The 26716-nt window shown below is 71.7% G+C and carries 24 protein-coding genes and 1 pseudogene; 17 read left to right on the forward strand and 8 right to left on the reverse strand.

The genetic code is table 11. The features are described from left to right. Positions 1-3 precede the first annotated feature (3 nt). Positions 4-603 (forward strand): class I SAM-dependent methyltransferase, encoded by a 600-nt coding sequence (locus JYK04_RS07865; RefSeq protein WP_189734300.1) that lies wholly within the window; start codon positions 4-6, stop codon positions 601-603. A gap of 50 nt (positions 604-653) precedes the next feature. On the opposite strand, the gene JYK04_RS07870 is transcribed toward JYK04_RS07865, so the two are convergent. Next, on the reverse strand, positions 654-1571 hold the full coding sequence (locus JYK04_RS07870; RefSeq protein ID WP_189734758.1) for an oxygenase MpaB family protein: 918 nt from the start codon (positions 1569-1571) through the stop codon (positions 654-656). A gap of 132 nt (positions 1572-1703) precedes the next feature. Between JYK04_RS07870 and JYK04_RS07875 the strand changes: the two genes are divergently transcribed. Next, a complete protein-coding gene (locus JYK04_RS07875) occupies positions 1704-2492 on the forward strand; it encodes a hypothetical protein (protein WP_189734301.1) in 789 nt (262 codons plus the stop codon). A 257-nt stretch (positions 2493-2749) separates the two neighbouring features. Continuing rightward, complete coding sequence (locus tag JYK04_RS07880; protein ID WP_189734760.1) at positions 2750-3748, forward strand: polyprenyl synthetase family protein; 999 nt, start codon at positions 2750-2752, stop codon at positions 3746-3748. Positions 3749-3923: 175 nt separating this feature from the next. On the opposite strand, the gene JYK04_RS07885 is transcribed toward JYK04_RS07880, so the two are convergent. Further along, positions 3924-4106 carry a hypothetical protein gene (locus JYK04_RS07885; protein ID WP_030014871.1) on the reverse strand — a complete coding sequence of 61 codons (183 nt, stop codon included), beginning with the start codon at positions 4104-4106 and terminating at the stop codon, positions 3924-3926. A gap of 184 nt (positions 4107-4290) precedes the next feature. Here JYK04_RS07885 and JYK04_RS07890 point away from each other — a divergent pair, with 184 nt between their 5' ends. From JYK04_RS07890 to exaC, 4 genes are all read left to right on the forward strand, one after another. Beyond that, the gene (locus JYK04_RS07890) at positions 4291-7290 is read left to right on the forward strand and encodes a DEAD/DEAH box helicase (protein WP_229875041.1); all 3000 of its coding nucleotides are present in this window, start codon (positions 4291-4293) and stop codon (positions 7288-7290) included. Between the two features lie 3 nt (positions 7291-7293). Beyond that, positions 7294-8580, forward strand: a complete 1287-nt coding sequence (locus tag JYK04_RS07895; RefSeq protein ID WP_189734305.1) for an SWIM zinc finger family protein — start codon at positions 7294-7296, stop codon at positions 8578-8580. A 151-nt stretch (positions 8581-8731) separates the two neighbouring features. After that, positions 8732-10039 (forward strand): GAF domain-containing protein, encoded by a 1308-nt coding sequence (locus tag JYK04_RS07900; RefSeq protein ID WP_189734312.1) that lies wholly within the window; start codon positions 8732-8734, stop codon positions 10037-10039. A gap of 54 nt (positions 10040-10093) precedes the next feature. Further along, positions 10094-11617 (forward strand): acetaldehyde dehydrogenase ExaC, encoded by a 1524-nt coding sequence (gene exaC / locus JYK04_RS07905; protein ID WP_189734314.1) that lies wholly within the window; start codon positions 10094-10096, stop codon positions 11615-11617. 131 nt (positions 11618-11748) lie between these two features. Here the strand turns inward: exaC and JYK04_RS07910 are convergent, their stop codons facing one another. Next, positions 11749-12888 carry a PucR-like N-terminal domain-containing protein gene (locus tag JYK04_RS07910; RefSeq protein ID WP_189734316.1) on the reverse strand — a complete coding sequence of 380 codons (1140 nt, stop codon included), beginning with the start codon at positions 12886-12888 and terminating at the stop codon, positions 11749-11751. A gap of 86 nt (positions 12889-12974) precedes the next feature. On the opposite strand from JYK04_RS07910, the gene JYK04_RS07915 reads away from it, so the two are divergent. Then, a complete protein-coding gene (locus JYK04_RS07915) occupies positions 12975-14030 on the forward strand; it encodes a ferredoxin reductase (RefSeq protein ID WP_189734318.1) in 1056 nt (351 codons plus the stop codon). Between the two features lie 7 nt (positions 14031-14037). Next, complete coding sequence (locus tag JYK04_RS07920) at positions 14038-15156, forward strand: fatty acid desaturase family protein (RefSeq protein ID WP_189734320.1); 1119 nt, start codon at positions 14038-14040, stop codon at positions 15154-15156. Between the two features lie 725 nt (positions 15157-15881). On the opposite strand, the gene JYK04_RS07925 is transcribed toward JYK04_RS07920, so the two are convergent. Continuing rightward, a complete protein-coding gene (locus JYK04_RS07925) occupies positions 15882-16352 on the reverse strand; it encodes a GPI anchored serine-threonine rich family protein (RefSeq protein WP_189734322.1) in 471 nt (156 codons plus the stop codon). 435 nt (positions 16353-16787) lie between these two features. On the opposite strand from JYK04_RS07925, the gene JYK04_RS07930 reads away from it, so the two are divergent. Continuing rightward, positions 16788-18041 (forward strand): molybdopterin-dependent oxidoreductase, encoded by a 1254-nt coding sequence (locus JYK04_RS07930; RefSeq protein ID WP_189734763.1) that lies wholly within the window; start codon positions 16788-16790, stop codon positions 18039-18041. Then, on the forward strand, positions 18038-18535 hold the full coding sequence (locus tag JYK04_RS07935) for a hypothetical protein (RefSeq protein WP_229875042.1): 498 nt from the start codon (positions 18038-18040) through the stop codon (positions 18533-18535). The genes JYK04_RS07930 and JYK04_RS07935 overlap by 4 nt, the downstream gene beginning before the upstream one ends. Here the strand turns inward: JYK04_RS07935 and JYK04_RS07940 are convergent. After that, complete coding sequence (locus JYK04_RS07940; protein WP_229875043.1) at positions 18505-19167, reverse strand: class I SAM-dependent methyltransferase; 663 nt, start codon at positions 19165-19167, stop codon at positions 18505-18507. The genes JYK04_RS07935 and JYK04_RS07940 overlap by 31 nt on opposite strands. A gap of 184 nt (positions 19168-19351) precedes the next feature. On the opposite strand from JYK04_RS07940, the gene JYK04_RS07945 reads away from it, so the two are divergent. The 4 genes from JYK04_RS07945 to JYK04_RS07960 all read left to right on the forward strand — a co-directional run bounded on the left by JYK04_RS07945 (position 19352) and on the right by JYK04_RS07960 (position 21445). Then, entirely contained in the window at positions 19352-19714 is a 363-nt protein-coding gene (locus JYK04_RS07945) for a hypothetical protein (protein ID WP_189734329.1), read from the forward strand. 11 nt (positions 19715-19725) lie between these two features. Continuing rightward, positions 19726-19878 (forward strand): hypothetical protein, encoded by a 153-nt coding sequence (locus JYK04_RS07950; protein ID WP_189734804.1) that lies wholly within the window; start codon positions 19726-19728, stop codon positions 19876-19878. 89 nt (positions 19879-19967) lie between these two features. Continuing rightward, positions 19968-20144: a hypothetical protein gene (locus JYK04_RS07955; RefSeq protein WP_189734331.1), complete on the forward strand. Its 177-nt coding sequence runs from the start codon at positions 19968-19970 to the stop codon at positions 20142-20144. Positions 20145-20386: 242 nt separating this feature from the next. Next, the gene (locus JYK04_RS07960; RefSeq protein ID WP_189734333.1) at positions 20387-21445 is read left to right on the forward strand and encodes a PucR family transcriptional regulator; all 1059 of its coding nucleotides are present in this window, start codon (positions 20387-20389) and stop codon (positions 21443-21445) included. A 208-nt stretch (positions 21446-21653) separates the two neighbouring features. On the opposite strand, the pseudogene JYK04_RS42115 reads toward JYK04_RS07960, so the two are convergent. The 3 genes and pseudogenes from JYK04_RS42115 to JYK04_RS07970 all read right to left on the reverse strand — a co-directional run. Beyond that, a pseudogene (locus JYK04_RS42115) lies at positions 21654-21701 on the reverse strand (hypothetical protein); the annotation flags it as partial. Beyond that, a complete protein-coding gene (locus JYK04_RS07965; protein ID WP_229875044.1) occupies positions 21701-22042 on the reverse strand; it encodes a CBS domain-containing protein in 342 nt (113 codons plus the stop codon). The pseudogene JYK04_RS42115 and the gene JYK04_RS07965, both read right to left, overlap by 1 nt. Further along, a complete protein-coding gene (locus JYK04_RS07970; RefSeq protein ID WP_189734335.1) occupies positions 22029-23294 on the reverse strand; it encodes a cation:proton antiporter in 1266 nt (421 codons plus the stop codon). Before JYK04_RS07970 ends, JYK04_RS07965 begins: the two co-directional genes overlap by 14 nt. A 558-nt stretch (positions 23295-23852) precedes the next feature. Here JYK04_RS07970 and JYK04_RS07975 point away from each other — a divergent pair. Further along, on the forward strand, positions 23853-24461 hold the full coding sequence (locus JYK04_RS07975) for a hypothetical protein (RefSeq protein WP_189734337.1): 609 nt from the start codon (positions 23853-23855) through the stop codon (positions 24459-24461). 73 nt (positions 24462-24534) lie between these two features. After that, complete coding sequence (locus JYK04_RS07980; protein WP_189734339.1) at positions 24535-26598, forward strand: flotillin family protein; 2064 nt, start codon at positions 24535-24537, stop codon at positions 26596-26598. Positions 26599-26716 lie beyond the last annotated feature (118 nt).

The following is a 26716-nucleotide window of genomic DNA, read 5'->3' on the forward strand; positions in this document are numbered from 1 at the left end:
CGCATGAGCGAAGACCACACACACGTGCAGGAGTTCTTCGGGGCGCGCGCAGCCGACTGGGACCGCAGGTTTCCCGGCGACGAGCCCGCGTTCACCACCGCCGTGACCGAGTTCGGGCTGCGGCCCGGGGACCGCGTGCTCGACGCGGGCTGCGGCACCGGGCGGGCCATGACCGCGCTGCGGGCCGCCGTCGGACCCGCCGGGACCGTGCTCGGCGTGGACCTCACTCCGCAGATGCTGGCCGCCGCGCGGCGGGCGGGGCGGGACGCCGAGGGCGCCCTGCTCCTCGCCGACGTGGCCCGGCTGCCGCTGCGCGACGAGGTGCTCGACGCGGTGTTCGCCGCCGGGCTCATCGCCCACCTGCCCGACCCGGGGGCGAACCTGCGCGAGCTCGCCAGGGTGGTCCGCCCCGGTGGCGGGCTCGCGCTCTTTCACCCGATCGGGCGGGCGGCCCTCGCCGCGCGGCACGGCCGCGAGCTGACCCCGGACGACATGCGGGCCGAGCACAACCTCGGCCCGCTGCTGACCGGTTCGGGCTGGGACATGGCCTCGTACGCCGATGACGACGACCGTTTCCTGGCGCTGGCCGTACGTCGCCCCTGAACACACCCGTACGTCGGCCCCATGCCCGGGGTCCGCGGAGGTGCCCGGGATCAGGCCGGAGGCTGGGCCTCGGCTCCGGCGGGCCGGCGGGGATGCGGAACGGGGCAGCCGCCCGAGCCGGGCACGGGGAACGTGCCGAGCTCACCCACGTCGTAGCCGTCCGGATAGCCCTTGATCTCCGGGTTCTGGCGGGCGTAGTGCGGGGCGCGGCGCGGGGGCAGGAGCCGGACCGCACGGCCGCGCAGCCACAGGGCGCCCTGGACGAGGCGCCGGACCGGGGCGCGCGGGGTCTCGTAGCGGAAGGCGCCCAGCAGCGACTCGTCGAGGAGGGCGAGGCTCGCGCGCCGCACGGCGGGGGCGACCGGCGCCGGGTACCAGGAGGCCATGAGGTCGAGGGTGGAGTCGGCGACCCTGCGGGCGCCTTCGTCCCAGCCGAAGTGGGCCTCCTCGTAGGCGTCGAGGGTGGATTCGAACTCCTCGTAGGAGCCCGGGATGTCCGTGATGCCCAGGTGTCTGCCGAGGGTGGCGTAGTAGTTCGCGCAGGCCCGGCGCTCGTGGTGGGTCAGCGGACGCCAGCCGTAGGCGTCCAGCCAGCGCGCGGGAATCACCACGAAGGTGCTCAGGACGTACCGCATGTCGTCGTTCGAGATGTCGTAGCTGCGGTGCATCTGGTTGACGCGGCGGATGGCGGTGCGTGCGGTGTCGCTCTCGAAGCCGTGCTCGACGACCGCGTCCAGGAGCAGCGCGGTGTCGTCGTAGCGCTTCTGGGTCCGGTCGGTGAACTCGGCCGTCTCGGCCAGCAGGCCACCGATGCTCGGGACGGCATATGTCCGGAACAGGGCGAGTTCCAGGGCGCGGGTGAAGTCCCAGGGGAACTCGTAGGTGGCGGTGAGCCGGTAGATGGCGAGGAAATCCTTGTCGGGATCGAGACGGAGGATCTCCCTCAGCCGATCGTAACGCTGCACCAGGTGTCCCTTTCTGTGGCGGGCCCCCAACTCTACGTGCAGGTAGCAGCCTTGGAAATCGTGTCCCGCAAGCTCTCGACGGGCGGGTTACCCGCTGGTTAAGGTGCGCCGACGAGAGAGCTACCAGGAGGCCAGGTGTCCGACGACGAGGGTGGCGGCTCGCTGTACGTGCTGACCGCGGTGCTGCTGACCCCGGCACAGTTCCCCAGCATCCTGGGCGACGACTTCCCCGAGGCCTGCTCCCTGCTGGGCGTGGCGCCGGGCGGGGAGGGGTACGGGCTGGTGCTCGGCCAGGACGAGGAAGGCGCGCGCTGGACGGTCGTCGTGGACGACGTCTCGCTCGTCGCGACGGCCATCGCCTCCTGGGACTGCGGGATGGAGTACGACCTGTCCCCCGACGAGCGGACGATCGTGGTCTCGCTGGCGGGCTGGCCACTGGACCTGTCGGTGGCCGCGTCGGGAATCCCCGAGCCGCACGATCCCGAGCAAGGAGCGGACGGTACGGGGCGGGTCCCGCTCGCCCCGCCCTCGGCCGACGCGTGGGGTCCGGTGCAGCGGCGGATGGGCGCGGACCAGATCGCGCGGGAGTGGGCGGACTGGCGCGAGCGCGTGGCCACGGACGGCGGGGCGGCCGCCGCCGCACACCCCGGGCTCGCGCGGGCGCTGGAGGAGGCCGTGGCGTACACGAAGACCCCGCCACCGCCCGGCCGGGTACGGTCCTCGTTCGCCGGCGAGGGGGCCCGGACGCTGCGGGTGGACGGGCCCGGCTGGTCGCTCGTGGCGCGTACCGGAGAGGCGGCCTTCGTCCTGCTGGACGAGGAACCGAGCGAGGTGCTCACGGTCCCCCACGAGGGGGCCTCCGACCTGCCGGACCTGCCGGACCTGCTGGAGGCGCTCGACCGCATCGCGGTCCGCCCGTCGTGAACACGCGCCGGGGCGGGCGGCGGCGGTGACGGCTCCGACGGCTCCGACGGACGACCCGTACCGGGCGGTCGGTCCGCGCCCGGCCTCCGCGCGCGGGCCGTCTCGCCCCCTCACAATCGAAAAGAACCGGCCACAAAGGCCGGAAATCGCTCTGGATCCCCCTCCTCCAGAATGATCGAATCGGCCAGTCAAGCGGCTCAAAGATGCGCACCCCGCATCTTCGGCCCATTCCACGACGGAGGCCATTCTTGAATTCCATGTCCTACCTGGACCTGCACCGGGAAGTCTCGCAGGACATCGACGCGGAGATCGACACCGCGCTGGAGCGGCTCGGCCCACTGGCGAGCACGACCAGGAACTCAGTGGCCAAGCTCTTGGAGCACCGCAAACTGAGACATCCCCTCTCGGTACTGCCGCTCCTCACGCACGCCATAGAGACCGGAAATCCGAGGCCGGCCATACCGTTGTCCGCCGTCCACCTGCTGTGGTGGACCTCGGCCTGCTACCTCGACGACCTGGCGGATGCCAACGGTGCCTCCATCTCCGGTGAGCTCACCGAGAACGAAGCGCTGCTCGCGTCCGTCATCACGGGGAACTCACTCCCCATCCAGATCCTCCTCTCACAGGATCTCCCGGAGTCGGCGCGCAGCGCGCTGATAACCGAGATCCTGAACGGCTGGATCATCGGCGTCGACGGCCAGATCGACGACATGCGCGGGGACATCTGCAGCGCGTCGCGGAAATCGGTCGTCGAGACGTACCGCGGCAAGTCCGGCGCTCCGTTCGGAATGATCACGGCAATGGCCGCCATATTCTCGGGAACAACGGCCGAGAAGGTGGAGCTGTGGCGTGAATTCGGCTACGTCTTCGGGATCCTTTGGCAAATATTCAACGACCAGGAAGACATCCTGTCCGGCCGCAACGAGGACCTGGTCAACGGCACGGTCACCTATCTCCTCGCCTCCGTCCTCGAGGACGCCTCGCCCGATTCCCGGGAGCGGATCCTGGACCTGTGCGCCACCGCCGGGCGCTCGCACCAGGCCAGAGTGGAACTCGAGGGACTGCTGCGGACCCCCACCACCCTCGACCGGTACCGGGCGGAGATCGACGCCTTCCGCGGCGAGGGGCACCGAATCCTGGACGAACTGGGCGGCGACGAGACCTACTTGCCGGTGCTCCGGCACCTCGTGGACCACGCGTCGCAGATGCTGCTCGAAGCGGACCTCGACCCGGTCGCCGTGAGCGGCGCCGCCTGACCCGGGCCCTCTTCCGGATCTTGCCGGGCCCGCGACGCCCGGCGGGCCACACCATCCGGGCGTCACCGCCACCCGGCGGGTACGCGTCCGAGCCCGCCCCGCGGCCCTGACTGCCGGGCTCCGCGCCGAAGCCGGAGCCCGGCCACCCCGCCGGGCGAGCGCGCGGCCGCCGCGGTCAGCGGCCGATCTGCTTCCTGGACATGCCCCGCAGACGGCGCCGCTGGGAGGAGTCCAGCAGGAGGTAGGCGGCGACCGGCACGCCGATCAGGACCAGCAGCCCGGCCCAGAACCCCACGGTCCAGAACAGCACGATGGCTGCCACGACTCCGGCAACCGCGATCTTTCCGCTCGTGGACATCTGCGGACACCTCCTCCTGCCGTCGACCACTCCTACCCGCTCAACGCGCCGTCGCGACCGCGCGTTCCCCGACACCCGAACGGTCTTCGAAGTGACCCGGGTCACGGCCGCGCCCCCGTCGTCGGGCGCCCCCGGTGGGGTACCGTCGGCCACTCCGTATCCGGTAGTCAAGTTTGAGGAATGCGTGCTCTCCGAGATCTCCGACCTCATCCACCACCACTGCGCCGTGTTCCTTCCCGCCGACCCGCCGCGCTGCGGGCGGATCGCCTTCTGGCAGACCGACGGCACGTCGCCCGGCGTCCCTGCCGGTGCCGGTACCCCCTCCGGTGCCAGTACCCCTGCCGGTGCCGGTACCCCTGCCGGTGCCGGCGGCCCGGAGGAGCTCACGGTCGTCACCCCCGACCTGCGTCGAGCCACCGTGGTCACGCGCGTCCTGTCCGTGGACGAAGCCCTGCCCCTGCTCACCCGCGCCCGGTCCGCGACAGCCCAGGCCGGTGCCGGTGCCGGTGCGTTCTGGGGCGCCGCCGCGCTGCTCGCCCTGCGCTTCGCCGCACGCGGGCAGCTCCTGCCCGGGTTGAGCCCCGCCGGCCACGACGCCTGGCGGATCGGGCCGCTGGAGCCCGCCGACCTCGACGAGGTCCGGGAACTGGCCGCCGCGATGCCGCCCGCCGCCCACTGCCTTCCGCTGAACGCCGACGGGCCGCCCCGGCTGCCCGCGCCGGAGCCGCTGCTGCGGGCCTTCCTCGACGCCGTCGCCGACACGCTGCCCCGCTCCCCCGCCGCCCCCGCGGCAGCCGGTGGCCCCGCCTACGCCGACCGCCCGCCGCGGCTCCACCCCGAGCTGCGCGGATGGGCCGCCGAGGTGGCCGCCGGCCATGACGCCGGAGTCCGGATCTCCCTGCGCATCGAGCTCGACCGGGTCCTCGACCCGGCCGCGGCTCAGCCCGCCAAAGCCGCCGCCGCCTTCCGGGCGGTCCTGCAGATGCACAGCCTGGCCGACGCCGCCCTCGTCGTCGATGCCGCCGACGTCTGGGCCGGATCCGGTGCCGCCGCGGCCGCCTTCCCGCCCGGCGCGCGGATGGACGCTCTCCGCGCCCTGCGCCGCGCCTCGCGGCTGTGGCCCCCGCTCGCCCCGCTGCTGGGCGCGGCCGTCCCGGACGCGGTCGAACTCGCCGACGACGAGGTCACGGAGCTGCTCGGCGAAGCCTCCGCCGCCCTGGCCGCCGACGGGGTCCAGGTGCACTGGCCGCGCGGGCTCCTGCGCGACCTGAGCGCCCGGGCCGTCCTCGGCTCCCCCGACGACACCCCTGCCACCGCCCGCCCCTCGGGTCTGCTCTCCCCCGGCGCCCTGCTCTCCTTCAGCTGGCACCACGCCCTCGGCGACCAGGGCGATCTCACCCGCGCCGAACTCGACCGCCTCGCCGAGGCGAAGCGCCCCCTGGTCCGGCTGCGCGACCAGTGGGTCCTGGTCGATCCCGCCGAGGCCCGCCGGGCCCGCGCCCGCCAGGACCGGAAGATCGCGGCTGCGGACGCGCTGGCCGCCGTACTCACCGGGTCGGCGGAGATCGACGGCGAGCGGGTCGACGTGGAGGCCACCGGTCCGCTGGAGGGGCTGCGCGCGCGCCTCGCCGCCGACCCGCAGGAGGCCCCCGAGGCTCCCGACACCCCCGAGGCCTCCGGCGCGCCGCCGGAGTTGCGGGCCACCCTGCGCGACTACCAGCTGCGCGGTCTGCACTGGCTGGTCCGGATGACGTCGCTGGGCCTCGGTGCCTGCCTCGCCGACGACATGGGCCTCGGCAAGACCGTCACCCTCATCGCGCTCCACCTGCACCGCAACCGGCCCCAGGCCCCCGGCACCGACCCCGCCACCGCCGGGCCCACCCTGGTGGTGTGCCCCGCCTCACTGCTGGGCAACTGGCAGCGGGAGATCGAGAAGTTCGCCCCCGGCACCCCCGTACGCCGCTTCCACGGCCCGGGCCGCAGCCTCACCGGGCTCACCGAGCCCACCGGGCCCACCGGGCCCACCGGCGGGTTCGTCCTCACCACCTACGGCACCATGCGTGTGCACGCGCCCGAACTCGCCGCCATCCGCTGGGGCATGGTCGTGGCCGACGAGGCCCAGCACGTCAAGAACCCGCGTTCCGCCACCGCCAAGGCCCTGCGCACCATCCCCGCCCCGGCCCGCGTGGCTCTGACCGGCACCCCCGTCGAGAACGACCTGGCCGAGCTGTGGGCCATCCTCGACTGGACCACCCCCGGGGTCCTCGGCCGCCTCGGCGCCTTCCGCTCCCGCTACGCCGACCCCGTCGAGAGCGGCCGCGACCCGCAGGCCGCCGCCCGGCTGTCCGCGCTGGTGCGGCCGTTCCTGCTGCGCCGCAAGAAGTCCGACCCCGGTATCGCGCCCGAGCTGCCGCCCAAGACCGAGACCGACCACGCCGTCGCCCTCAGCCGCGAACAGACCTCGCTCTACGAGGCGGTCGTACGCGAGACCCTCGCCGCGATCTCGGAGGCCGACGGGATGGAGCGGCGCGGTCTGGTGGTCAAGCTGCTGACCTCGCTCAAACAGATCTGCAACCACCCGGCCCACTACCTGCGGGAGCACGGCCCGTCGGAACGCGGCGCCAAGGAGGCCGGTGGCGGCGCCGACCGCTCCGGAAAGCTGGAGCTGCTCGACGAACTCCTCGACACGATCCTGGCCGAGGGCGGCTCCGTCCTCGTCTTCACCCAGTACGTGGCGATGGCCAGGATCCTGGAGAAGCACCTGGCCGGCCGCGGGATCGCCTCGCAGTTCCTGCACGGCGGGACGCCGGTGCCGCGCCGTGAGGAGCTGGTCGACCGCTTCCAGGCGGGCGAGGTACCCGTCTTCCTGCTGTCCCTGAAGGCGGCCGGCACCGGGCTGAACCTCACCCGGGCCGGGCACGTCATCCACTTCGACCGCTGGTGGAACCCGGCCGTCGAGGAACAGGCCACCGACCGCGCCTACCGCATCGGCCAGACCCAGCCCGTACAGGTCCACCGGATCATCGCCGAAGGCACCGTCGAGGACCGGATCGCACAGCTCCTGGCACGCAAACGCGCCCTCGCCGACGCCGTCCTCGCGGGCGGCGAGGGCGCGCTGACCGAACTGACCGATGCCGAACTGGCCGAGCTCGTGGCGCTGCGCCCGGCCGCGCGCGGGGAGTGAGCGATGAACACCCGAGACCCCTACGAGAAGACCTTCCCCGCCGTGCCGGCCGCCACCCGCGGCCGCGGCTTCGCCCACACCTGGTGGGGCCATGCCTGGCTGCGCGCGCTGGAGGACAGCGCGCTCGACGGGACGCAGGTCAAGCAGGGGCGCCGGTACGCGCGCTCGGGCGCGGTCGGCGCGGTGTCGGTGCGCCCCGGCGGGCTCACCGCGGTGGTGCGCGATCCGGACGGAACGGCGCACCGGACGGACGTGCTGATACAGGAGTTCACGGAAGCGGAATGGGACCGCCTGCTGGATCTGGCCGCCGCGGAGGCCGGGCACATCGCGGCGCTGCTCGACCGGGAGGTGCCGCCGGAGCTCGCCGAGGACGCGGCCGCGGCCGGGGTGGAGCTGCTGCCCGGCATCGGGGACCTCGATCCGCGCTGCGACTGCGGCGAGTGGGACCACTGCCCGCACACGGCGGCGCTCTGCTACCAGGTGGCCCGGCTGCTGGACCAGGACCCCTTCGTGCTGCTGCTCCTGCGGGGCCGCGGCGAGCGCGAGGTGGTGGACGAACTGGCGGAGCGGAGCGCGGCGGAGGCGGACGCGGCATCAGAGGCCGGCGCGGACGCGGGCGCTCGGCAGACGCCCGCCGACGAGGGGATCCCGGCGGCGGAGGTCTTCGCGGCCGGCGCTCTCCTTCCCGCCCTGCCCCCGCTGCCGGAACTGCCGCCGGTGCCGGGCCAGCCGCCGACGCTGGACACGGAGACCGGAGCGGAACCGGAACTCGATGTGGACGCCGTGGAGTTCCTGGCGCAGGCGGCCGCGGCCGAAGCCCGTCGGCGGCTCGCGGAAGCGCTGGCTCCGGGCCACGCCGATCGCGCCCCGGCGGCCCCGCTCACGCTCTCCGAGGACGCCGTACGACTCACGGCCGAGGCCGGTGACTTCCGGGTCCGCTCCCGCCTGGCGGCGGCTACCAGGCGCAGCCGGGCCGAACTGGAACTGGCCGTACGGGCCTGGGGCTTCGGCGCGGCCCCGGGCCTGGCGGCGCTGGAGGACGACCGGACGCCGAGCCGGAGCGAACTGGCCCGTGCCCGCGCGGCCCTGGCCGCGGCCTGGGCGGACGAGGAGGCGCCGGTGCTCCGCCGGGTCCGCGCCCGCTGGACGCAGGAGGGCACCGGCCGCCAGCTCCGGCTGGGCCGGGACGGGCGCTGGTGGCCGTTCCGCCGCGAGGGCGGGCAGTGGGTTCCGTCGGGGCCCTCCGCCCCGGACCCGGGCTCGGCGCTGGAGGCCGATCCCGCCCCATGAGGTTTCGGCCCGCCGCGGGCCGCGTACCGCCGGCTTCCTGGCCGACGTACGGCTTGCCGGGACCCGGTACCGGGACGACGATGGTGGCGCTCCGCAGCTCCGCAGCTCCACAGCTCCGTAGCTCCGTACCGCGGTACCACGGGAGGGTGACATGGGCGATCCGTCGGTGGCGCTGCCGGGCGGGGCCGATCCGGCCGCGCGCACGCGCGAACTACGGCGGGCCCATGCCGCGTTCACCCGGGACGGGCGGGTCGAGGGGCCGGTCCGGGCGGTCATCGCGCGCTCCTGGCGGCGGAGCGCGCGGGCCCGGCTCAGCCCGGAGTGCGCGCCCCGGGTGGAGCTCCCGGAGGCGGAGCTGCGCCCGTACCGCGAGGGGCATCCGCTGGCCCGGGTGATGCCTCTGTTCCGGGATCTCGTCGGAGCGTTCGCCGCGCACGGGGCGCATCTGCTGGCGGTGTGCGACGCGCGGGGCAGCCTGCTGTGGGTGGAGGGCGAACCGGGCACGCTGCGCAGGGCCGAGGGCCTCGGCTTCGTCCCGGGTGCGCGCTGGGCGGAGTCGGCGATGGGGACCAACGCGCCCGGGACGGCGGTCGCGACGGGAGAGCCCGTGCAGGTCTTCGGGGCCGAGCACTTCAGCCGCCGGGTGCACCCGTGGACCTGCGCGGCGGCTCCGGTGAGGGATCCCCGGACGGGCAGGCTGCTGGGCGCGGTGGACATCACCGGGGGCGACGGCCTGGCCCATCCGCACTCCCTGGGCTTCGTGCGGGCGGTGGCCCGGGCGGCGGAAGCCCAGTTGACCCTGCTCGAACCGGATCCGCCGGCCGCCGGGGACACCCTCGCCGCCCTCGGCCAGGACGAGGCGCTGCTGGTCACCGCCGGTCGCAAGCTCCGGCTGGGGCGGCGGCACAGCGAGATCATGGCGCTGCTCGCACACCATCCCGAGGGCTTGTCGGGCGAGGAGCTGACGATCGCCCTGTACGAGGACGAGTCGGTGTCACCGGTGACGTTGCGCGCCGAGATCTCCCGGCTGCGCGCCCTGCTGGGCCCGTCGGCGCCGCTTTCGCGCCCTTATCGCACGGCCGGTCCGCTGGACGCGGATTTCACCGCCCTGACGCGGCAGTTGGCTACCGGGGCGGTGTCCGCGGCCCTCCACCACTACCCCGGCCCCCTGCTGCCGGCCTCCACCGCGCCCGGCATCGTCCGGCTGCGGCGCCGGATCGAGGACCAGGCGCGGGCGGCCGTGATCGCGCGGGCGGATGCCGGGCTGCTGACCGACTGGGTGTGCAGCCCGTGGGGCGCGGACGACCCGCAGGCGTGGCGGGCGCTGGCGGCGGCGCTGCCGCCGGAGCGCCGGCCGGCCGCGCTGGCCCGCGTACACGCCCTGGACCGGGAGCTCGGCGCGCGTCCCGACGCCGGTGGACGGCGGCGTGCAACGTATCCGCAACCTGCGCGCTCCTAGCCTCCACCGAAGCGCTGTCCGACGGCGGCCGGCGCCCGGCAAGGGGAGGACACCATGGCCCGCTACGCTGCGCCCGGTACCGAGGGGGCGCTCATGACGTACGCGTCCCGCTACGACCACTTCATCGGCGGCGAGTACGTTCCGCCCGCGCGCGGCCGGTACTTCGAGAACCCCTCCCCGGTCAACGGCCGGGTCTTCGCGGAGGTCGCCCGGGGCACGGCCGAGGACGTGGAGCGGGCGCTGGACGCGGCCCACGCGGCGGCGCCCGCGTGGGGTCGTACCTCGGTCGCCGAGCGGTCGTCGATCCTGCTGCGCATCGCGGACCGGACGGAGCAGCACCTGGAGGCCCTCGCGGTCGCGGAGACCTGGGAGAACGGCAAGCCGGTGCGGGAGACCCTGGCGGCCGACCTGCCCCTGGCCGTCGACCAGTTCCGGTACTTCGCGGGAGCCCTGCGCGCGCAGGAGGGCGCGCTGAGCCAGCTCGACGACGACACCGTCGCCTACCACTTCCACGAACCGCTGGGCGTGGTCGGGCAGATCATCCCGTGGAACTTCCCGATCTTGATGGCCGTGTGGAAGCTGGCCCCGGCGCTGGCGGCCGGGAACACGGTGGTGCTGAAGCCGGCCGAGCAGACCCCGGTGTCGGTGCACTACTGGCTGAGCCTGGTGGCGGACCTGCTGCCGCCGGGCGTCGTCAACATCGTCAACGGCTTCGGGGAGGAGGCGGGCAAGCCGCTCGCCTCCAGTCCTCGGGTGGCGAAGATCGCCTTCACCGGGGAGACCGCCACCGGCCGGCTGATCATGCAGTACGCGGCCGAGCATCTGAAGCCGGTCACCCTGGAACTCGGTGGCAAGAGCCCGAACCTCTTCTTCGACGACATCTGGTCGACGGACGACGACCTGCGCGACAAGGCGCTGGAGGGCTTCACGATGTTCGCCCTCAACCAGGGCGAGGTGTGCACGAGCCCGTCGCGCGCGCTGATCGAGCGGGGCCGGTACGGGGACTTCCTCGATGCGGCCGTGGCCCGCACCGAACTGATCGTGCCGGGGCACCCGCTGGACACGGACACGATGATCGGGGCGCAGGCCTCGGAGGAGCAGCTGAAGAAGGTCCTGTCGTACGTGGAGATCGGCCAGCGGGAGGGCGCGAAGATCCTCACGGGCGGCGAGCGCCGGGAACTGGAGGGAGATCTCGCGGGCGGCTTCTACGTCCAGCCGACCGTCTTCGAGGGCGACAACCGGATGCGGATCTTCCAGGAGGAGATCTTCGGGCCGGTGGTGTCGGTGACCTCCTTCCAGGACTTCGACGACGCCGTACGGATCGCGAACGACACGGCGTACGGCCTGGGCGCGGGCGTCTGGACCCGGGACATCAACACCGCGTACCGCGCGGGCCGCGCGATCCAGGCGGGCCGCGTCTGGACGAACTGCTACCACGCCTACCCGGCACACGCCGCTTTCGGCGGATACAAGCAGTCGGGCATCGGCCGCGAGACCCACAAGATGATGCTGGAGCACTACCAGCAGACCAAAAACATGCTGGTCTCCTACTCCCCCAAGAAGCTCGGCTTCTTTTAGAGCCTGAAAGACGGCGCCTGACCTGGGCTTTCGCCCGCCAGGCGCCGTCGGCTCGACCCGCTCGACACGAGTATCAACTCTTTCTGTTACCCCCGGTTCACCCAGCCCCTCTCCCACGGTCGAGGTACGCGTCAGCTGACCCGAAGACCGACCGCCAGCGTCAGCTCGAGGACCCGGTGTGGCGATGCGAGATCCGGAAACAGCTCCCGCAGCTGCGACATCCGGTACCGGACGGTCTGAGGATGGACGAACAACGCCGCCGCAACCTCGTCCCGCCTGCCGTGGTGAAGCAGCCAAGCCCGCAACGTCTCCTCCAGCCTCCGCGCGGTCGCGACAGGCAAGGTCCGCAACGGTGCGAGGGCTCGGGCCCGCAGGTCCGCGAACGCGTCCACGTCGGCGCTCAGCACCAGCTCGGGCAGGTGGTCCTCGGTGTCGCGAATATCGGAGGAGAGGGAACGCGCGCGTGCGGCTCGTGCGTACGAGGCGGACGCACGAGTCCACGGCCGGGCCGGGCCGACCACGGCGGTGCGGTCGGTCAGCTGCCGCAAGAGGTGCGACCGGTCGGCATCGGGGACGAGCAGCACACCGAAGGCGTCCGGCAGATCGTCGAGGACGAGGGTGCTCGGGTCGAGCGCGCGGTAGGCAGGCCGGGCCTGGGCGGCGGGCAGCAAGACGGCGGTCAGCGAAACCGGAGGCTGCCACCCTGCCCGTTGAACAGAGGCCAGCAGCACGTCCGGGCTCGCGCCGGCGAGGAGGTCGCGGGCCAGGTGTTCCAGGTGGCGCTCGTGGTCCCGGCCCCGGGCAGCCAGTTCGTCGGCGTGGCCCGCGGCGCTCGCGGCGGAGAGCTCGTCGATGTAGGCGAAGGTCAGCTCGGCGAACTTGGCGACCTCGGCGGCAGGCAGACCTGCGGGTACCGCACCCGCCGCCAGGCATCGCCAGGCCACGCGGGCGCCGACGCGGTAGGCACTGAGCAGGGCGTCCATCGAACGCCCGTCGCGCACCTCGCCGCGGCCCAGCTCGTAGGCCGCGTCACCGGCGTCGCCGCCTGTGGCGGTCCCGCTCGCGAGGTCCAGATAGTGCCCCAGGGCGGTGCGGACCGCTCGGCGGATGGTGACGCCCATGCGGCCCGAAAGGGCGTTGGCGTAGGGAGGGACCTCGTCGATGATCGCCTGGACGACCTCGTCGGCGGTGGTCTTCAGCCCGGCCCGAATGGCGGTGACCGTCGCCTGCTCCAGGACCAGTTCGGTGACTCTCCGGATTGGATGGCTCATAATTTATTCCCTGCGAACAATCCAGCCGACCAAATTTACGTCTTGCGGTCAGGACTTTACGCCTTGAGGCGCATCAAGCTGGGGTCATGACGAGTGCAACCCTCCGCAGTGGGGCGTGGAAACTGCTGGAGATGATCACGACGCCGCTGCTGCCGTCGGACTACCTCGACCTGGTCAGCCCGCTGCGTGCGGGCGCTGACCTGCGTGGGCGCATCGAGGCCGTGCACCCCGAGACGGCTGACGCCGCGACCATCGTGATCAGGCCGGGAAGGGGCTGGCGCGGTCACACGGCCGGTCAGTACGTTCGGATCGGGGTCGACGTCGACGGGAGGCGCCTGTGGCGCGCCTACTCCATCACCTCGCCGACGAACCGCCAGGACGGCCGCGTCACGATCACCGTGAAGGCGATCCCGGACGGCAAGGTCAGCAACCACCTGGTCCGCAGGGCGAAGCCCGGCACGCTGGTCCAGCTCGACCAGCCGACCGGTGACTTCGTACTGCCGCAGGCCAAGCCCGCCAAGGTGCTCTACCTGACGGCCGGCAGCGGCATCACGCCCGTGATGGGCATGCTGCGCGACATCGACTTCGACGACGTCGTCATGGTCCACTGCGCGCCACAGCCGCAAGACGTGATCTTCCGCAACGAACTGCACGACCTGGTCACGGCCAAGAAGCTGCGGCTCACCGAGGTGCACACCGACACGGACGGCATGCTCGACATCGCCCGACTCGGCGAACTGGTACCCGACTGGGCCGAGCGCGAGACCTGGGCCTGCGGGCCCGCGGGCCTGCTCGACGCCGCCGAGGAGTTCTGGAGCGGCCACGGCGTCGGAGAGCGCCTGCACACCGAACGCTTCCGCCCCGGCATCGTCGTCGCTGGCGACGGCGGCGAGGTCACGTTCAGCGCCACCGGCAAGACCGTCGACGCGGACGGCGCCACGCCGTTGTTGGACGCCGGCGAGGAGGCCGGCGTGCTCATGCCGTCCGGGTGCCGCATGGGCATCTGCTTCGGCTGCGTCACGCCGCTCAAGGCGGGCGCCGTCCGCGATCTGCGCACCGGCGAGATCACCGAGGCCGAGCCGGGCGTCCTCATCCAGACCTGCGTGTCCGCCGCGGCGGGCCCCTGCGACATCGAACGGTAGGAACACCTTGACCGCCATCGACCCCACCGCCCACCTGACCGCGGAGCAGATCGAGGAGCTCGGCCGCGAGCTGGACGCGATCCGCGATGAGGTGATCGCTGGCCGCGGCGAGAAGGACGCCGCCTACATCCGGAAGGTCATCTCGGCGCAGCGCACGCTCGAGCTGGTCAGCAGGGGCGTGCTGCTGTTCTCGTTCTTCCCGCCCGCATGGCTGATCGGCACCGCCGGTCTGTCCGTGGCGAAGATCATGGACAACATGGAGATCGGCCACAACATCCTGCACGGCCAGTGGGACTGGATGCGAGACCCGAAGATCCACTCCACCACCTGGGAATGGGATCACGTCTCGCCGGCCGACCAGTGGAAGCACTCGCACAACGAGCTGCACCACACGTACACCAACGTGATCGGCAAGGACAACGACCTCGGCTACGGCATCATGCGCGTCGACGAGGACCAGAAGTGGCACCCGTTCCACCTCGGCCAGCCGCTGTGGAACTTCATCAACGCCTGCTTCTTCGAGTACGGCATCGCAGCGTACGACCTGGAGCTCGGCAAGAACCTGCACAAGCGCCGCCGCAAGAACCCGGAGTTCCGCGCCCGGGCCAAGGCCGTGGGCCGCAAGATCCGCAAGCAGGTGCTCAAGGACTACGTGATCCACCCCCTGCTGTCGGGCCCGTCGTTCCTCACCACGCTCGCCGCCACGTTCACCGCGAACCTGGTCCGCAACATCTGGTCCCACTCGGTGATCATGTGCGGGCACTTCCCCGAGGGCGTGCAGGTCTTCGAGCGCCGGTCGATCAAGGGCGAGACGCGCGGCCAGTGGTACCTGCGCCAGATGATGGGCTCGGCGAATATCAGCGGCAGCAGGGCCATGCACTTCATGACCGGCAACCTGTCGCACCAGATCGAGCACCACCTGTTCCCGGACCTACCGAGCAACCGGTACGCCGAGGTCGCGGTGAAGGTGCGCGCGCTGTTCGAGAAGTACGAGCTGGAGTACGTCACCGGGCCGCTGCCCAAGCAGGTGTTCTCCGCGTGGCACAAGGTCTTCCGGCTCTCGCTGCCGAACAAGAAGCCCAAGGTCAAAACGCCGGACCGCGAGCAGGAGCTCGTCGCTGCCTGATTCCCGGTAGCCCTCGATCGCCTTCTTCAGCTCTCGGTTCCCGCCCTGGCGGGGGTAGCCGTGGGCGGTGGCGCCTGCTGCTGCGGACGCGGGATGGATCCCTGACATCCCGAAGGGACGCGCAGGCGCGAAGGGGTACCGGAGAAGGACGGCTGCGACCCCTGCGGTCGGCCGTTCTCGCTCTGCACGCCGACCCGCCCACCGGACCTCGGAAGGACCGCGCAGTCCGCAACGACGTCCTGATCCGTGGTGCTGACGGGCTACTCCTCGGGCTCGAGTCACGACTCTCCCCGCGCGACCCGCGTGAGATTCAGGCACGGGATGTGGCGGCCCGACAGGCGGGCGTGCTGGACTGCCGGATCCCTGCCGCCCGGGCCGGGGCGTACCAAGATCCGGACCATTTCCGGACCAGCCCCTGTCAGAAGGCCTCACCGGCTACCGTTTCAGCAGGTCAGGATGACTACAGCTGCTGTACCACCAGCAGACCAAGAACTTGCTGGTCAGCTACTCCCCGAAGGCGGTTGGGCTCTTCCAGAGCGCCAAGTCCAGCTCCCGGAAGGGAATTGCCCTCCCGAAGCCAGTTCCGGTCAGTCACCCTTCGATACGGGTCCGTCACACCAGGTGCGGAATGGAGCCACTCGGCCGTTCCTCCCGGACCAGTCACGGACCAGATTCGATATCGAAGGCAGCGGCCACCAGGAAGGACCAGATCCGAAAGAGACGGCCTAAGGCCTGGTGGGGACAGGAGCTGGCATCGGGGCCGGGGGCCGTTCCCCGACCGGGGACGGGGCGCCGTTACCGTCGCGGGTGATGGTGAACTGGCCGCTGTAGCCGATGTCCGGTGGGGTCCCGAGGGCGATCGCGTACGTGTCGTCGGTGGGCAGGTCGGCTGGGACGGTCCATTCGTACGTGCCAGAGGCTCCGTCCACCGTGGCGATCCGCGCCACCTGCTGGAGAGCTGTGGCCTGTCCCTTCATCAACCTGAGCGACCGGCTTCCGGGGGTCCCGTCGGTCCACATGATGGAGTAGGTCATGCCCGCCTCCCAGACGGCATTGGAGATGGGCTGTGCGAACTTAGCGGCCGCGGCGGCGGGCTGGGGCTGGGTCACGCCGGTGACGGCGCTGTACGCGAGGGCCAGGACGGCGGCCGCGAGCACCAGGTGAGGCCGCCGCCGGGCGGTAGCGAGGGTTTCCATGACCTGCCTAACGGGGTCCGGCCCCGCCGGGCACGTCACGCTTCAGGAGAGGCGCCACCTCATGCCCGGCTCCATCGGCGAAGCCGCCAAGATCCTCGACGTCTGCCTCGCGGCGTGAGAGCTCGGCGGGGATTACACCCACTTGGCGTGCTGCCGGAGCAGGTGCGGCATCGGTGCGGCGTGTTCTCCTAGCTGGCGAAATAGGAAGAAAGAGAAGAAATCGGCAGCCGATGGAGGTGCACGGTGGGCGCGAGCGGCATCGGGCAGGGCCAACCGGACGACGTGCCACCGCCCACGCGCAAGGAGCCTGAGAAGGCGGACGCCCCTCCTCCAGCCGGGCCTCCCCCTGGTCGGGATGCCGGCGCCCGGCAGCCGGCCCCACCGAAGGTCCGGTCCGGTCCACTGACGCAGCTGCGTGAGGCGGGGAGCACAGCCCTGGGGGCGGGCCCGCCTCCGGGTCCCGCTCGTCCGGAGTTCTGGCGGAGTCCGCTGCGCGGTCCCTGGCTGACCGCGGTGTTCGGGTTGGTCCTGCTGTTCGGGATCACGGTGCTCTTCGTGACGGGCCTGCTGTCGTACGCGGCGTACAACCCCGATCTCGCGGCGGTCAACGACCAGACACCGGGCAAGGGGTGGCTCGGCTTCTACCTGTTCTCGTGGCCGACGTCCCCGTACTGGCTCTACCGGCTCACCCAGGGCGTCCACGTGACCTTGGGGATCGTCCTGGTGCCCGTCCTGCTGGCGAAGCTGTGGTCGGTCATCCCGAAGCTGTTCGAGTGGCCACCGGTCCGCTCGATCAGCCACGCTCTGGAGCGGCTGTCCCTGCTCCTGCTGGTCGGCGGCGCCGGCTTCGAGTTCGTCACCGGCATCCTCAACGTCCAGCTCCATTACATCTTCCCCGGCTCCTTCTACACCCTGCACTTCTACGGAGCCTGGGTGTTCATCGGCGCCTTCGTCGTCCACGTGACCTTTCGACTCCCGAGGGCCTTGAGAGCCGTACGGCCACGGCACGGGGAGCCGGCTTCAGGTACCGAGGAAGCCGTCGGTCTGGTCTCGCCACGCCCCGCCACGCCGACCATCTCCCGCCGGGGTGCCCTGGCCATGGTGGGGCTCGGGTCGGTCGTGCTGCTGGTCGTCACGGCGGGGCAGAGCATCGGCGGATGGTGGCGACGGACCGCCCTGCTGGCCCCGCACGGCCAGGACCCGGGTTCGGGCCCGAACGGGTTCCAGATCAACAAGACCGCCGCCTCGGTCGGCATCCGGCCCAGCGACGTCGGTCCCGCGTGGCGGCTGACCGTACGCGGCCCGGGGCATCAGGTCGACCTGACGTACGACCAGCTCCTGGCCATGACCCAGCACGAGTCGGCCTTGCCCATCGCCTGCGTGGAAGGCTGGTCGACCCCCGACCAGCGGTGGGGCGGGGTCCGGCTCACCGATCTGGCCGCACTCGTCGGACTCGGTGTGAACACCCCGGAGGTCCTCGTCGAGTCGGTGCAGCGCGGCGGCTCGTTCAGCTCGGCCGTCCTCAGCGACCACCAGGTCCGTGACAGCCGCTCGCTCCTGGCCGTCCGCGTCAACGGGGCGACCCTCTCCGCCGACCACGGCTACCCGGCCCGAGCCATCGTCGCCGGGGCTCCCGGGGTCCACAACACCAAATGGGTCACCCGCCTCACGTTCGGCGAGCCCGCATGAGCGCCCCGACCGCCTTCCGGCGCCGCTACGGCGCCTCCCCTCTGCACCTGCTCCTCGTACTGGCCTCCTTCACCCTCGCCCTCTACGCCGGCCTGCGCCTGTTCCAGGGGGACACGCTCGGAGTGGCCGTGTGGTTCGTCGGAGCGGCCCTCCTCCACGACCTGGTCCTGCTGCCGCTGTACTCGCTGACCGACCGCGCGGTACAGGCGCTGTTCACACGGGGACCTGGCCCCACACTGCCCGTGCCACGGGTGAGCGTGAACTACGTCCGCGTACCCGCCTTCGTCTCCGGAGTTCTGCTACTCGTCTGGTGGCCGCTGGTCCTTCGCCGGGTCGAGCACTACACGGCCGCGACCGCCCTGCCGGCGGACGGGTTCCTCGGCCGCTGGCTCCTCATCACCGCGGCACTGTTCGCAGCCTCGGCCGCCGTCCTGATCGTACGGACCTGGCGCCGGAGCCGGGCTCAGCGGCAGGCGCGCAGCGCGACGAAGTGACGTCCTCGCCCGCTGGTCCACCGTTCGGCCTCGGTCCACCCGGACTCCATGGCGTGACGGCGGAGAGCAGTGGCCCCGACCACGGCCCACGGGAAGACTGCGCTGACCGGATGGCGGCCGGAGTGGATGCGCACGCGACGGCGCTCGTCGACCTCCCCGGCTGCGGTCTCCACCAGGAGGAGACCCTCCGGAGCCACGACCTCCCGGATACGCTGCAGCAGCCGTCGTGGCTCGCCACCGATCCCGATGTTGCCGTCGATCAGCAGCGCCGTCCCCCACCGACCCTCGTCGGGAAGCGGGTCGAAGACCGATCTGCTCACCGCAGAACCGCCCCGGCAGGCGGTCGTGATCACTGCGACAGGACAGACGTCGATCCCGAGGACGTGGTGGCCACGCCCCGCGAGCGCCTCGACCATACGGCCGGCGCCGCACCCGATGTCCAACACCCGGCCGGTGCACCGCCGCAGCACGGTACGGTCGGCCGCGTCCGCCCGGGCGCACCACCTTTCCAGGTCCAGCGGGAAGGACCAGCCCTCCGCATCACCCAGGTACAGGGGCAGGGCACGCTGCGGGGCGTGGATCGCCCGCGCGTAGCAGCCGTCGCTCCAGGCCCGGTATTCATGAGCGGTCACCCCCCATTTCTCGCCACGACCTGTGACCATGGTGCGTTCCGGACCGCTGATTCCCCCGGACGGCCTCCTTTCCGTGATCACCGCGACACGTGGTCGGCCGGCGCCGGAGCGACCGCTGTCGAGGGCATCCTGGGGCGTGTCTTCGATATCAGGGCAGCCTCAACCGCCTTACGCCGATGGGCGGATGGTCGTGGGCGGTGACGACGGGCCGGCCCGTCGTCTGGCCTCCGAGCTGCAGGAGGTCTACAAGGAACGGGGGACGCTCGTTGCGCCTGCCGGTGATGCCCAGCCGAGCGTGGGCCGTGCACCCGGCTGCCCTGCCGGGGAGCGGCCGCCGGCGCGGGAGCCGTGGGTCCTGGAGATGGCGGAACCCGACGAGGAGGTGCTGGCCGCAGCGGGGGTGGCCGGGGCCGCCGCGTTGGCCCTGGTGTACGAGGACGACGAAACCAACGTCCGGGCGGCCCTGGTCGCGCGGCGGCTGCCGCCGTTTGTCACAAGCGCCCCGCATCCCGGTCAGGCCGTGATCTCGCCGCCGCAGCCGTGGTGATCAACAGGTCCGTGACCAGGGGAGCCACCCATGCCCGCCACGATCCACAACCGAGTCCGCACCGCCGTCCGGCGCCCCACTTCCCGTGGGACGCCACCAACGGCCTCGCCCTCGGCGACAAGGTGGCCAACCAGGTCTTCACGACCAAGCTGCGCGCCCTGTGACGTGAACGGCGGGGCGGGGTCCTGTACCCCTGCCCCGCCGTATGGGAGCCTGGGGCCACCTTCGCCCCCGCCCAGCCAGGAGACGTCCCGTGCCCCGACCCTCTTCGACCGGGCGGGTGTCTCCCCTGTTCGTTTTCGGGGCCGTCCTCACCGCCGCAGGTACGGCCCTGTACCTGCACCCGGGCCCCGGGCTTCCGCTGCTCGCTCTCGGCGCTTTCGGGCTGGCGGCCACGGTCGCCGTCTGGCTCTCGGCCCGGCAGCGCTGAGCGCGGCAGCCGTACGACCCAGCACGGCCCGGATGCCGCCCCCGTTGCTGTGCTCCGGCATCCGGGCCGTGCTTGGTTTCCCCCTGCCCTGATCCTGCCGTTCCCGCCACCCGGCGCACACTGCCGGTGACCGGCAGTCTTTACGCCGCTCTGATGCCGACGAAGGCTTCGTTCCGGACACGTGGCACCCTGGTGGCCGCGTCAAGGGATCATCAGGGACGCGTCATGACGGGGGGAAATGAGTGACGGACCGTACGGCAGCAGCGGATCACCTGGCCGGCTATGCCGACATCGTCGGCGCGGCCTGCGCCACGGGCCGCCGCCTGAGCCGCGACGAGCTCGAGTCCCGCCGGACGGAGGGCGAGCGGGCAGCGGAGGCCGGCCTCCCGTTGCGCGGCCTGATACGGGACCACCTGGCGGCGGCGCAGACCGTGCGGCCGGCCGCCCCTTCATCGTCCGACGCGCTGCTGTCCGTGGTGGAGCAGGCCGTGGACGCCTTCCTCGAAGGCTACGAGCGTGCGCAGCAGCAGGCGGTCCGTCAGGAGGAGGCCGCCCGGCGCGAGTTCATCGACGACCTCCTCTACGGTGGCAGCGATCTGGGACGCCTCGCGGAGCGGGCCGAGCGGTTCGGGCTGCGCCTGTCCCAGGCCCACGCCGTGGCGGTCGCGGCCGGGCCCGAGCCGTACGGCGACGGCTTCCGCGTGGCCCGGGGCATCGAGACGGCCGTGCTCACCCGCTTCCCGGGCCGACAGATCCTGCTGACCACCAAGGACGGCCGGCTCATCTGCGTCGCTCCCGGGGACCAGCCTGACGTCCTGGCCTTCTTCGCCAAGCAGGCGTACGCCGCCACCGACGGCGGCCGGGTCGCCATCGGGCGCTCCCACCCGGGGGCCGGCGGGGTGGTCCACTCCTACGAGGAAGCCCTGAGCGCCCTCGACATCGCCTCGCGCATGGGGCTCGACGGGCCCGTACTGCACGCCGTCGACCTCCTCGTCTACCCGGTCCTGACCCGGGACCGGCAGGCAATGGAAGACCTCGTGGAGAGTACGCTCGGTCCCCTGCGCACGGCGCGGGGCGGTGCCCAGCCCCTGATCGACACGCTCACCGCCTACTTCGACAGCGGATGCGTCGCCACCGAGGCCGCCCGCCGCCTGTCGCTGAGCGTGCGAGCGCTCACCTACCGCCTGGAACGCATCCACTCCCTCACCGCCGCCGACCCGGCCGACCCCGTGAACCGCTACACCCTCCAGACGGCCGTGATCGGCGCCCGGCTGCTCGGCTGGCCCGGCGACGAGAGCTGAGCTAGGCGAGGGCGAAGTAGCGCAACCACAGGTAGAGGGCGGAGAGGGCGACGGTCGCCGCGGTGACCACGAGGCCGTACTTGGTGAATTCCCAGAAGCTGATGGGGTGGCGGTTGCGTTCGGCGATGCCGAGCACCACGACGTTGAGGAAGTGCCGCATCAGGGCCGCGGCCGTCACGACCCCGACCAGACGCCCGCGCTCCCCTCCGCTGTCGCGCTCGACGACTGCGACGAGCGGAACGTGCGCGCGGGCCATCACGGCGGCGATCTGGAGTACGCCCGCGTCCGGGCCGACGTACAGGGGGTTGAACGTCCGGCGCGGCAGCCACTCCGCGACCGTCCGGCCCGCCAGTGCCTCGGCGAGGCGTCCGCGTGCCGCTCGTCGATCACGGCGGCGAGCAGCGGGTCCTCCATCACGTACTCGGGCACCAACTGCCCCACTACCTGGGAACCGGGTACGACGGCATACGGGATGCCGTCGGTGTCGAGCACCAGGAGGGCGGGCAGGTTCTGCTCCGCCAGCAGCCGGGCCGCGTCGACGGCGGGGTCGTCGGTGGTCACGTGGGGGTAGGGCTCTGCGAGATCACGGGCTGGCATGGTGCTTCTCCTGATCGGGCGTGTCGCACGGGTGAGGGAGGCGGGTCTGGTTGCCGTGGTCGGCGTCGGTCGGGATGCCCGCGAGGTCGTCGACGTGGAAGAGGCGGGCGATGGGCACGTCGGTGCTGCTGTGGGCGATGATCGAGAAGGCGATGCAGACGGCGATCAGTGTGTACGCCTCCTGGCCCTGGGGAATCCCGGCCTGGAGTACGAGGAGGCCGTAGACCACCGAGGCGAAGCCCTTGGGGCCGAACCAGGCGGCGATCAGCTTCTCGCGCCTCTCGATCCGCGCGCCCAGCAGCGACACGAGCAGCGACGCCGGCCGGATCAGCGCGATGGCCAGGACGACGGTCGCGTAGCCGCCCGCTGAAAGGTCCCCGAACAGGGCCGGGGTCAGCAGGGCGCCGAAGACGAGCAGGGCCGCGAACTTCGCGAGTTCGGCCAGCGCCTCTCCGAGGGGCTCGAAGGCGGTCTTCGCCTCCGGCGAGACCGAGGCGAGCACGGCGCCGGCGGAGAACGCCGCCAGGTAGGGGTTGGCGTGGGTCAGGTGGCACGCGGCATAGAGGATGACCCCGGTCGCCAGCGGCAGCAGCTGCTGCAGCTTCGGTTCCGCACCGAGGAGGCGCAGACGCACCAGCCAGGCCACGCCGAGCGGCAGGACGACCCCGAAGGCCAGGCCCATGGCGAGCTCCAGGGCGATCTCCCCGACGGATGCCTGCGCCGTCCCGGAGGTGGGGCCTGCGGCGGCGATCAGGATGAGGACGACCGGCAGGGCGAGGCCGTCGTTGATGCCGCTCTCCACGTTGAGAAGCTGGCGCAGCTTCGCCGGGACCTCCTTGCGCCCGACGATCGCCGAGGCGAACACCGGATCGGTGGGGGCGAGCACGGCCCCGACCAGGAACGAGGTCGTCCAGTCCAGTCCGGCGAGGTAGTGCGTGATCAGCGCCGTGCCGGCCATCGCCAGCGGCATTCCGAGGCCCAGCGCTCTCGCGGGGTTCTTCCAGTTCCGGCGCAATGCGGGAAGGGAGACGTGCATGCCGTCCGTGAACAGCACGGCGAACAGGGCCAGATCCGCTGTCACGCCCACGATCTCGCTGTCGGAGGTGATGTGGATGAGCCCGAGGAAACCGTCGTTGACCAGGGCGCCGCCCAACAGGAAGAGCAGCGAGGTCGACAGCACCGTACGGGCGGCCAGCCCGGACAGCAGCACCGCGACGAGCAGAGCGATACCGAACACAACGACGAGCACCATGGCGTCGAGCCCCGATCCACGAAGAGAGTCATCCCCTGTTCGCCGACCAGGCTTCCCGGCACACCAGCGGCTACTTTATACGTTCCTTACGGTTCTTTGACGGGTCCCTGGCGGAAGCAGAGCCGTCGGTTTCCTGCCGGACTGCGGCATTCAGATCGAACGCGCCACGCTCTGGTCTCTGCAGGTCCCCAGAGAGGCACGAACGAATGGAAACCCGGCGTTCCGCGCCCTCACCGAGTTCCGCCTGGCAGTCGCCGCCGTTCTCGCGGGATCCGCGTTCAGCACGGCGGGCGGCGCCATGTACACCCTGCACCACGACGGCTTCCCGGAGTTGGTGGTCGGCCTGGCTTTCGATCATCCCGCCCTGCGAGGAGTTCAGCTCGGCATCAGGAACGCGTAAAGACTGCCGAAGTACGGCAGTGCGGGCAGACCGCCGGGCCGGTCAGGATGGGGATCGGGGAGTCCGGGGACGGGGCGCGATGCCGAGTTCCGGAAACGGAACGGTGTCCACCACCGTGTGGGAACTCCGTGACACGAGGACTGACGATCGGGGGGATCATGGGCGAATTCGTCGCCGCCGCGCTCGGCTTCCCCGCCGCGCTGTTCAGTGCCGCTCTGATCGTGGTCGTCGGCTTCTGGCTCCTCGTCCTGCTCGGCGGAGCCGAGCACGACAGCTTCGACGGGCACTCGCACAGCGACGCAGCGGGCGCCGGCGGCGTACCAGTCACGGTAGTCGCTTCCCTGGCGATCGCGATCGCCTGGTTCACGAGCCTCACCGGTTCGGTGCTCGTACGTCGTCTGGACGTGCCCGCCACGGTCCGGAGCGGCCTCGCCGTCGCCGTGCTCGCCGCCGCACTGCTCTTCTCCTGGAGTGTCACCCGGATCCTGGTGCGGCGTCTTCGGAGCCTCTTTCCCGACCCGCCGCCGTCCCGGCTCGACTTCGTGGGCCTGACCTGCACCATCCGCACCGGTTCGGTCTCCACGACCTTCGGCCAGGCCGAGGTCGCCGCGGCGGACGGCTCGACCGCGGTGGTCCAGGTCCGGCAGCACGGGCACGACGACCTGCGGTCCGGGAGCACGGCCCTGCTGTACGCGTTCGACGAGGACGGCGAGTTCTTCTGGGTCGCGCCTTTCGATCCGGCGCTCGACCCACGCGCCACGGCCTGAACCGCGCTGCTCGCCCCTCTTCTCAGTCCCTCTACTCCTGCTTTCGCCACACCTTCATCGCAAGGACCTCACCATGGATGCCATCTCCCTCGGCTTCGGCATACTCGTCGCCGTCGTCCTGCTCGTCGTCATCACGTTGCTTCTGGTGGTCAGCAGGCTGTTCCGCAAGGTGGAGCAGGGCCGGGCCCTGATCATCTCCAAGACGAAGAAGGTGGACGTCACCTTCACGGGCGCCGTCGTACTCCCGGTGCTGCACAAGGCCGAGTACATGGACATCTCGGTGAAGACGATCGAGATCCGCCGGACCGGACGGGAGGGGCTGATCTGCAAGGACAACATCCGCGCCGACATCCACATCAGCTTCTTCGTCCGGGTGAACAAGACCGTCGAGGACGTCATCAAGGTCGCCCAGGCCATCGGCACGGCGACCGCCAGCGACAAGACGGCCATCCAGAACTTCTTCGCCGCCAAGTTCTCCGAAGCCCTCAAGACCGTGGGCAAGCAGCTCGACTTCGTCGACCTGTACACCAAGCGCGAGGAGTTCCGGGACCGGATCATCCAGGTGATCGGCACGGACCTGAACGGCTATCACCTCGACGACGCCGCCATCGACTTCCTCGAACAGACCCCGATGACACAGCTGGACGCCGCCAACATCCTGGACGCCCAGGGCATCCGGAAGATCACCGAGCTGACGACCGTCGAGCACGTGCGCACGAACGAGTTCCAGCGCACGGAGGAGAAGGAGATCACCCGGCAGAACGTCGACGCCCGCGAGGCCATCCTGGAGCTGGAACGCCGCCAGGCCGAAGCCGAGATCAAGCAGCGCCGTGACGTCGAGACCGTCCGGGCCCGCGAGGAGGCCGAGACCGCCCGCGTGCAGGAGGAGGAGCGACTGCGCGCCCAGGGAGCCTTCCTGCGCACCGAGGAGCAGCTCGGCATCCAGCGGGAGAACCAGGCCCGTGAGGTGGCGGTCGCCGCGAAGAACCGCGAGCGGGTCATCGCGGTGGAGAACGAGCGCATCGAGAAGGACCGGATGCTGGAGGTCATCGCGAGGGAGCGCGAGACCCAGCTGACCCGGATCGCCGCCGACAAGGAGGTCGAGACCGAGAAGCGGGACATCGCCGAGGTCGTGCGCGAGCGGATCGCGGTGGACCGCACGGTCGCCGAGCAGGAGGAGTCCATCAAGAAGCTCCGCATCGTCGAGGAGGCCGAGCGGTCCCGGCAGGCCGTGGTCATCGCCGCCGAGGCCGAGGCCCAGGAGCGCCTGGTGAAGGACATCAAGGCGGCGGAGGCGGGCGAGGCGGCGGCCGTGCACCGGGCCGCCGAGCAGCTCACGCTGGCGGAGGCCCGCGTCAAGGCCGCCGAGCTCGACGCCCGCGCCAAGCTCAGGCTCGCGGAAGGCATCCAGGCCGAGACGGCAGCGCCCGGGCTGGCCGCCGTACAGGTCCGTGAGAAGGAGGCCGACGCGATCGAGAAGACCGGCCTGGCGGAGGCGCAGGCCACCGAGGCCCGGCTGAAGGCGCAGGCCGAGGGGACGAGGGCGCAGGCGGGCGCGGACGCGGCGATGATCGGCGAGAAGCTGAAGGCGGAGGCCGCCGGTCTGACCGAGAAGGCCGCCGCGATGGCCGCCCTGGACGAGGCCTCGCGCGGGCACGAAGAGTACCGGCTGCGGCTGGCGGCGGAGAAGGAGATCCGGCTGGCCGGTCTCGACGTCCAGCGGCAGGTCGCCGAAGCACAGGCCATGGTGGTCGCGGCCGGGCTGGAGAAGGCCGACATCAACATCGTCGGCGGCGACTCGGTGTTCTTCGACCGGCTCGTCTCCTCGATCTCGCTCGGCAAGGGCATCGACGCGTTCGTCCGGCACTCCGACACCGCGCAGGCGCTCGCCAAACCGTGGCTGGACGGCACGTCCGACTTCACGGAGGACATCACCCGGGTCCTCGGTTCGGTCTCGACCTCGGACGTGCAGAACCTGACCGTGTCCGCACTGCTGATGAAGCTGATGCAGGGCGGGAGCGCCCAGGCCGGGCCCCTGGGCGAGCTGCTGGAGAAGGCCGGCCAGCTGGGACTCGCCGACATGCCCCTGACCAAGCTGGGCGCCGGCCTCAACGGGTCGGCCAAGACCAAGGCCTGATCCGGATCTTCCGGCAGCCGGATCTCCCGACAGCCGGGGCCGCCGCACACCACACGGCGGCTCCGGCCCGGTCCACGCCCGATCACCGCACGCCCCCCGTACGCACCCGCAGGGAGCC

This window comes from Streptomyces nojiriensis (genome assembly GCF_017639205.1).
GTDB lineage: Bacteria > Actinomycetota > Actinomycetes > Streptomycetales > Streptomycetaceae > Streptomyces > Streptomyces nojiriensis.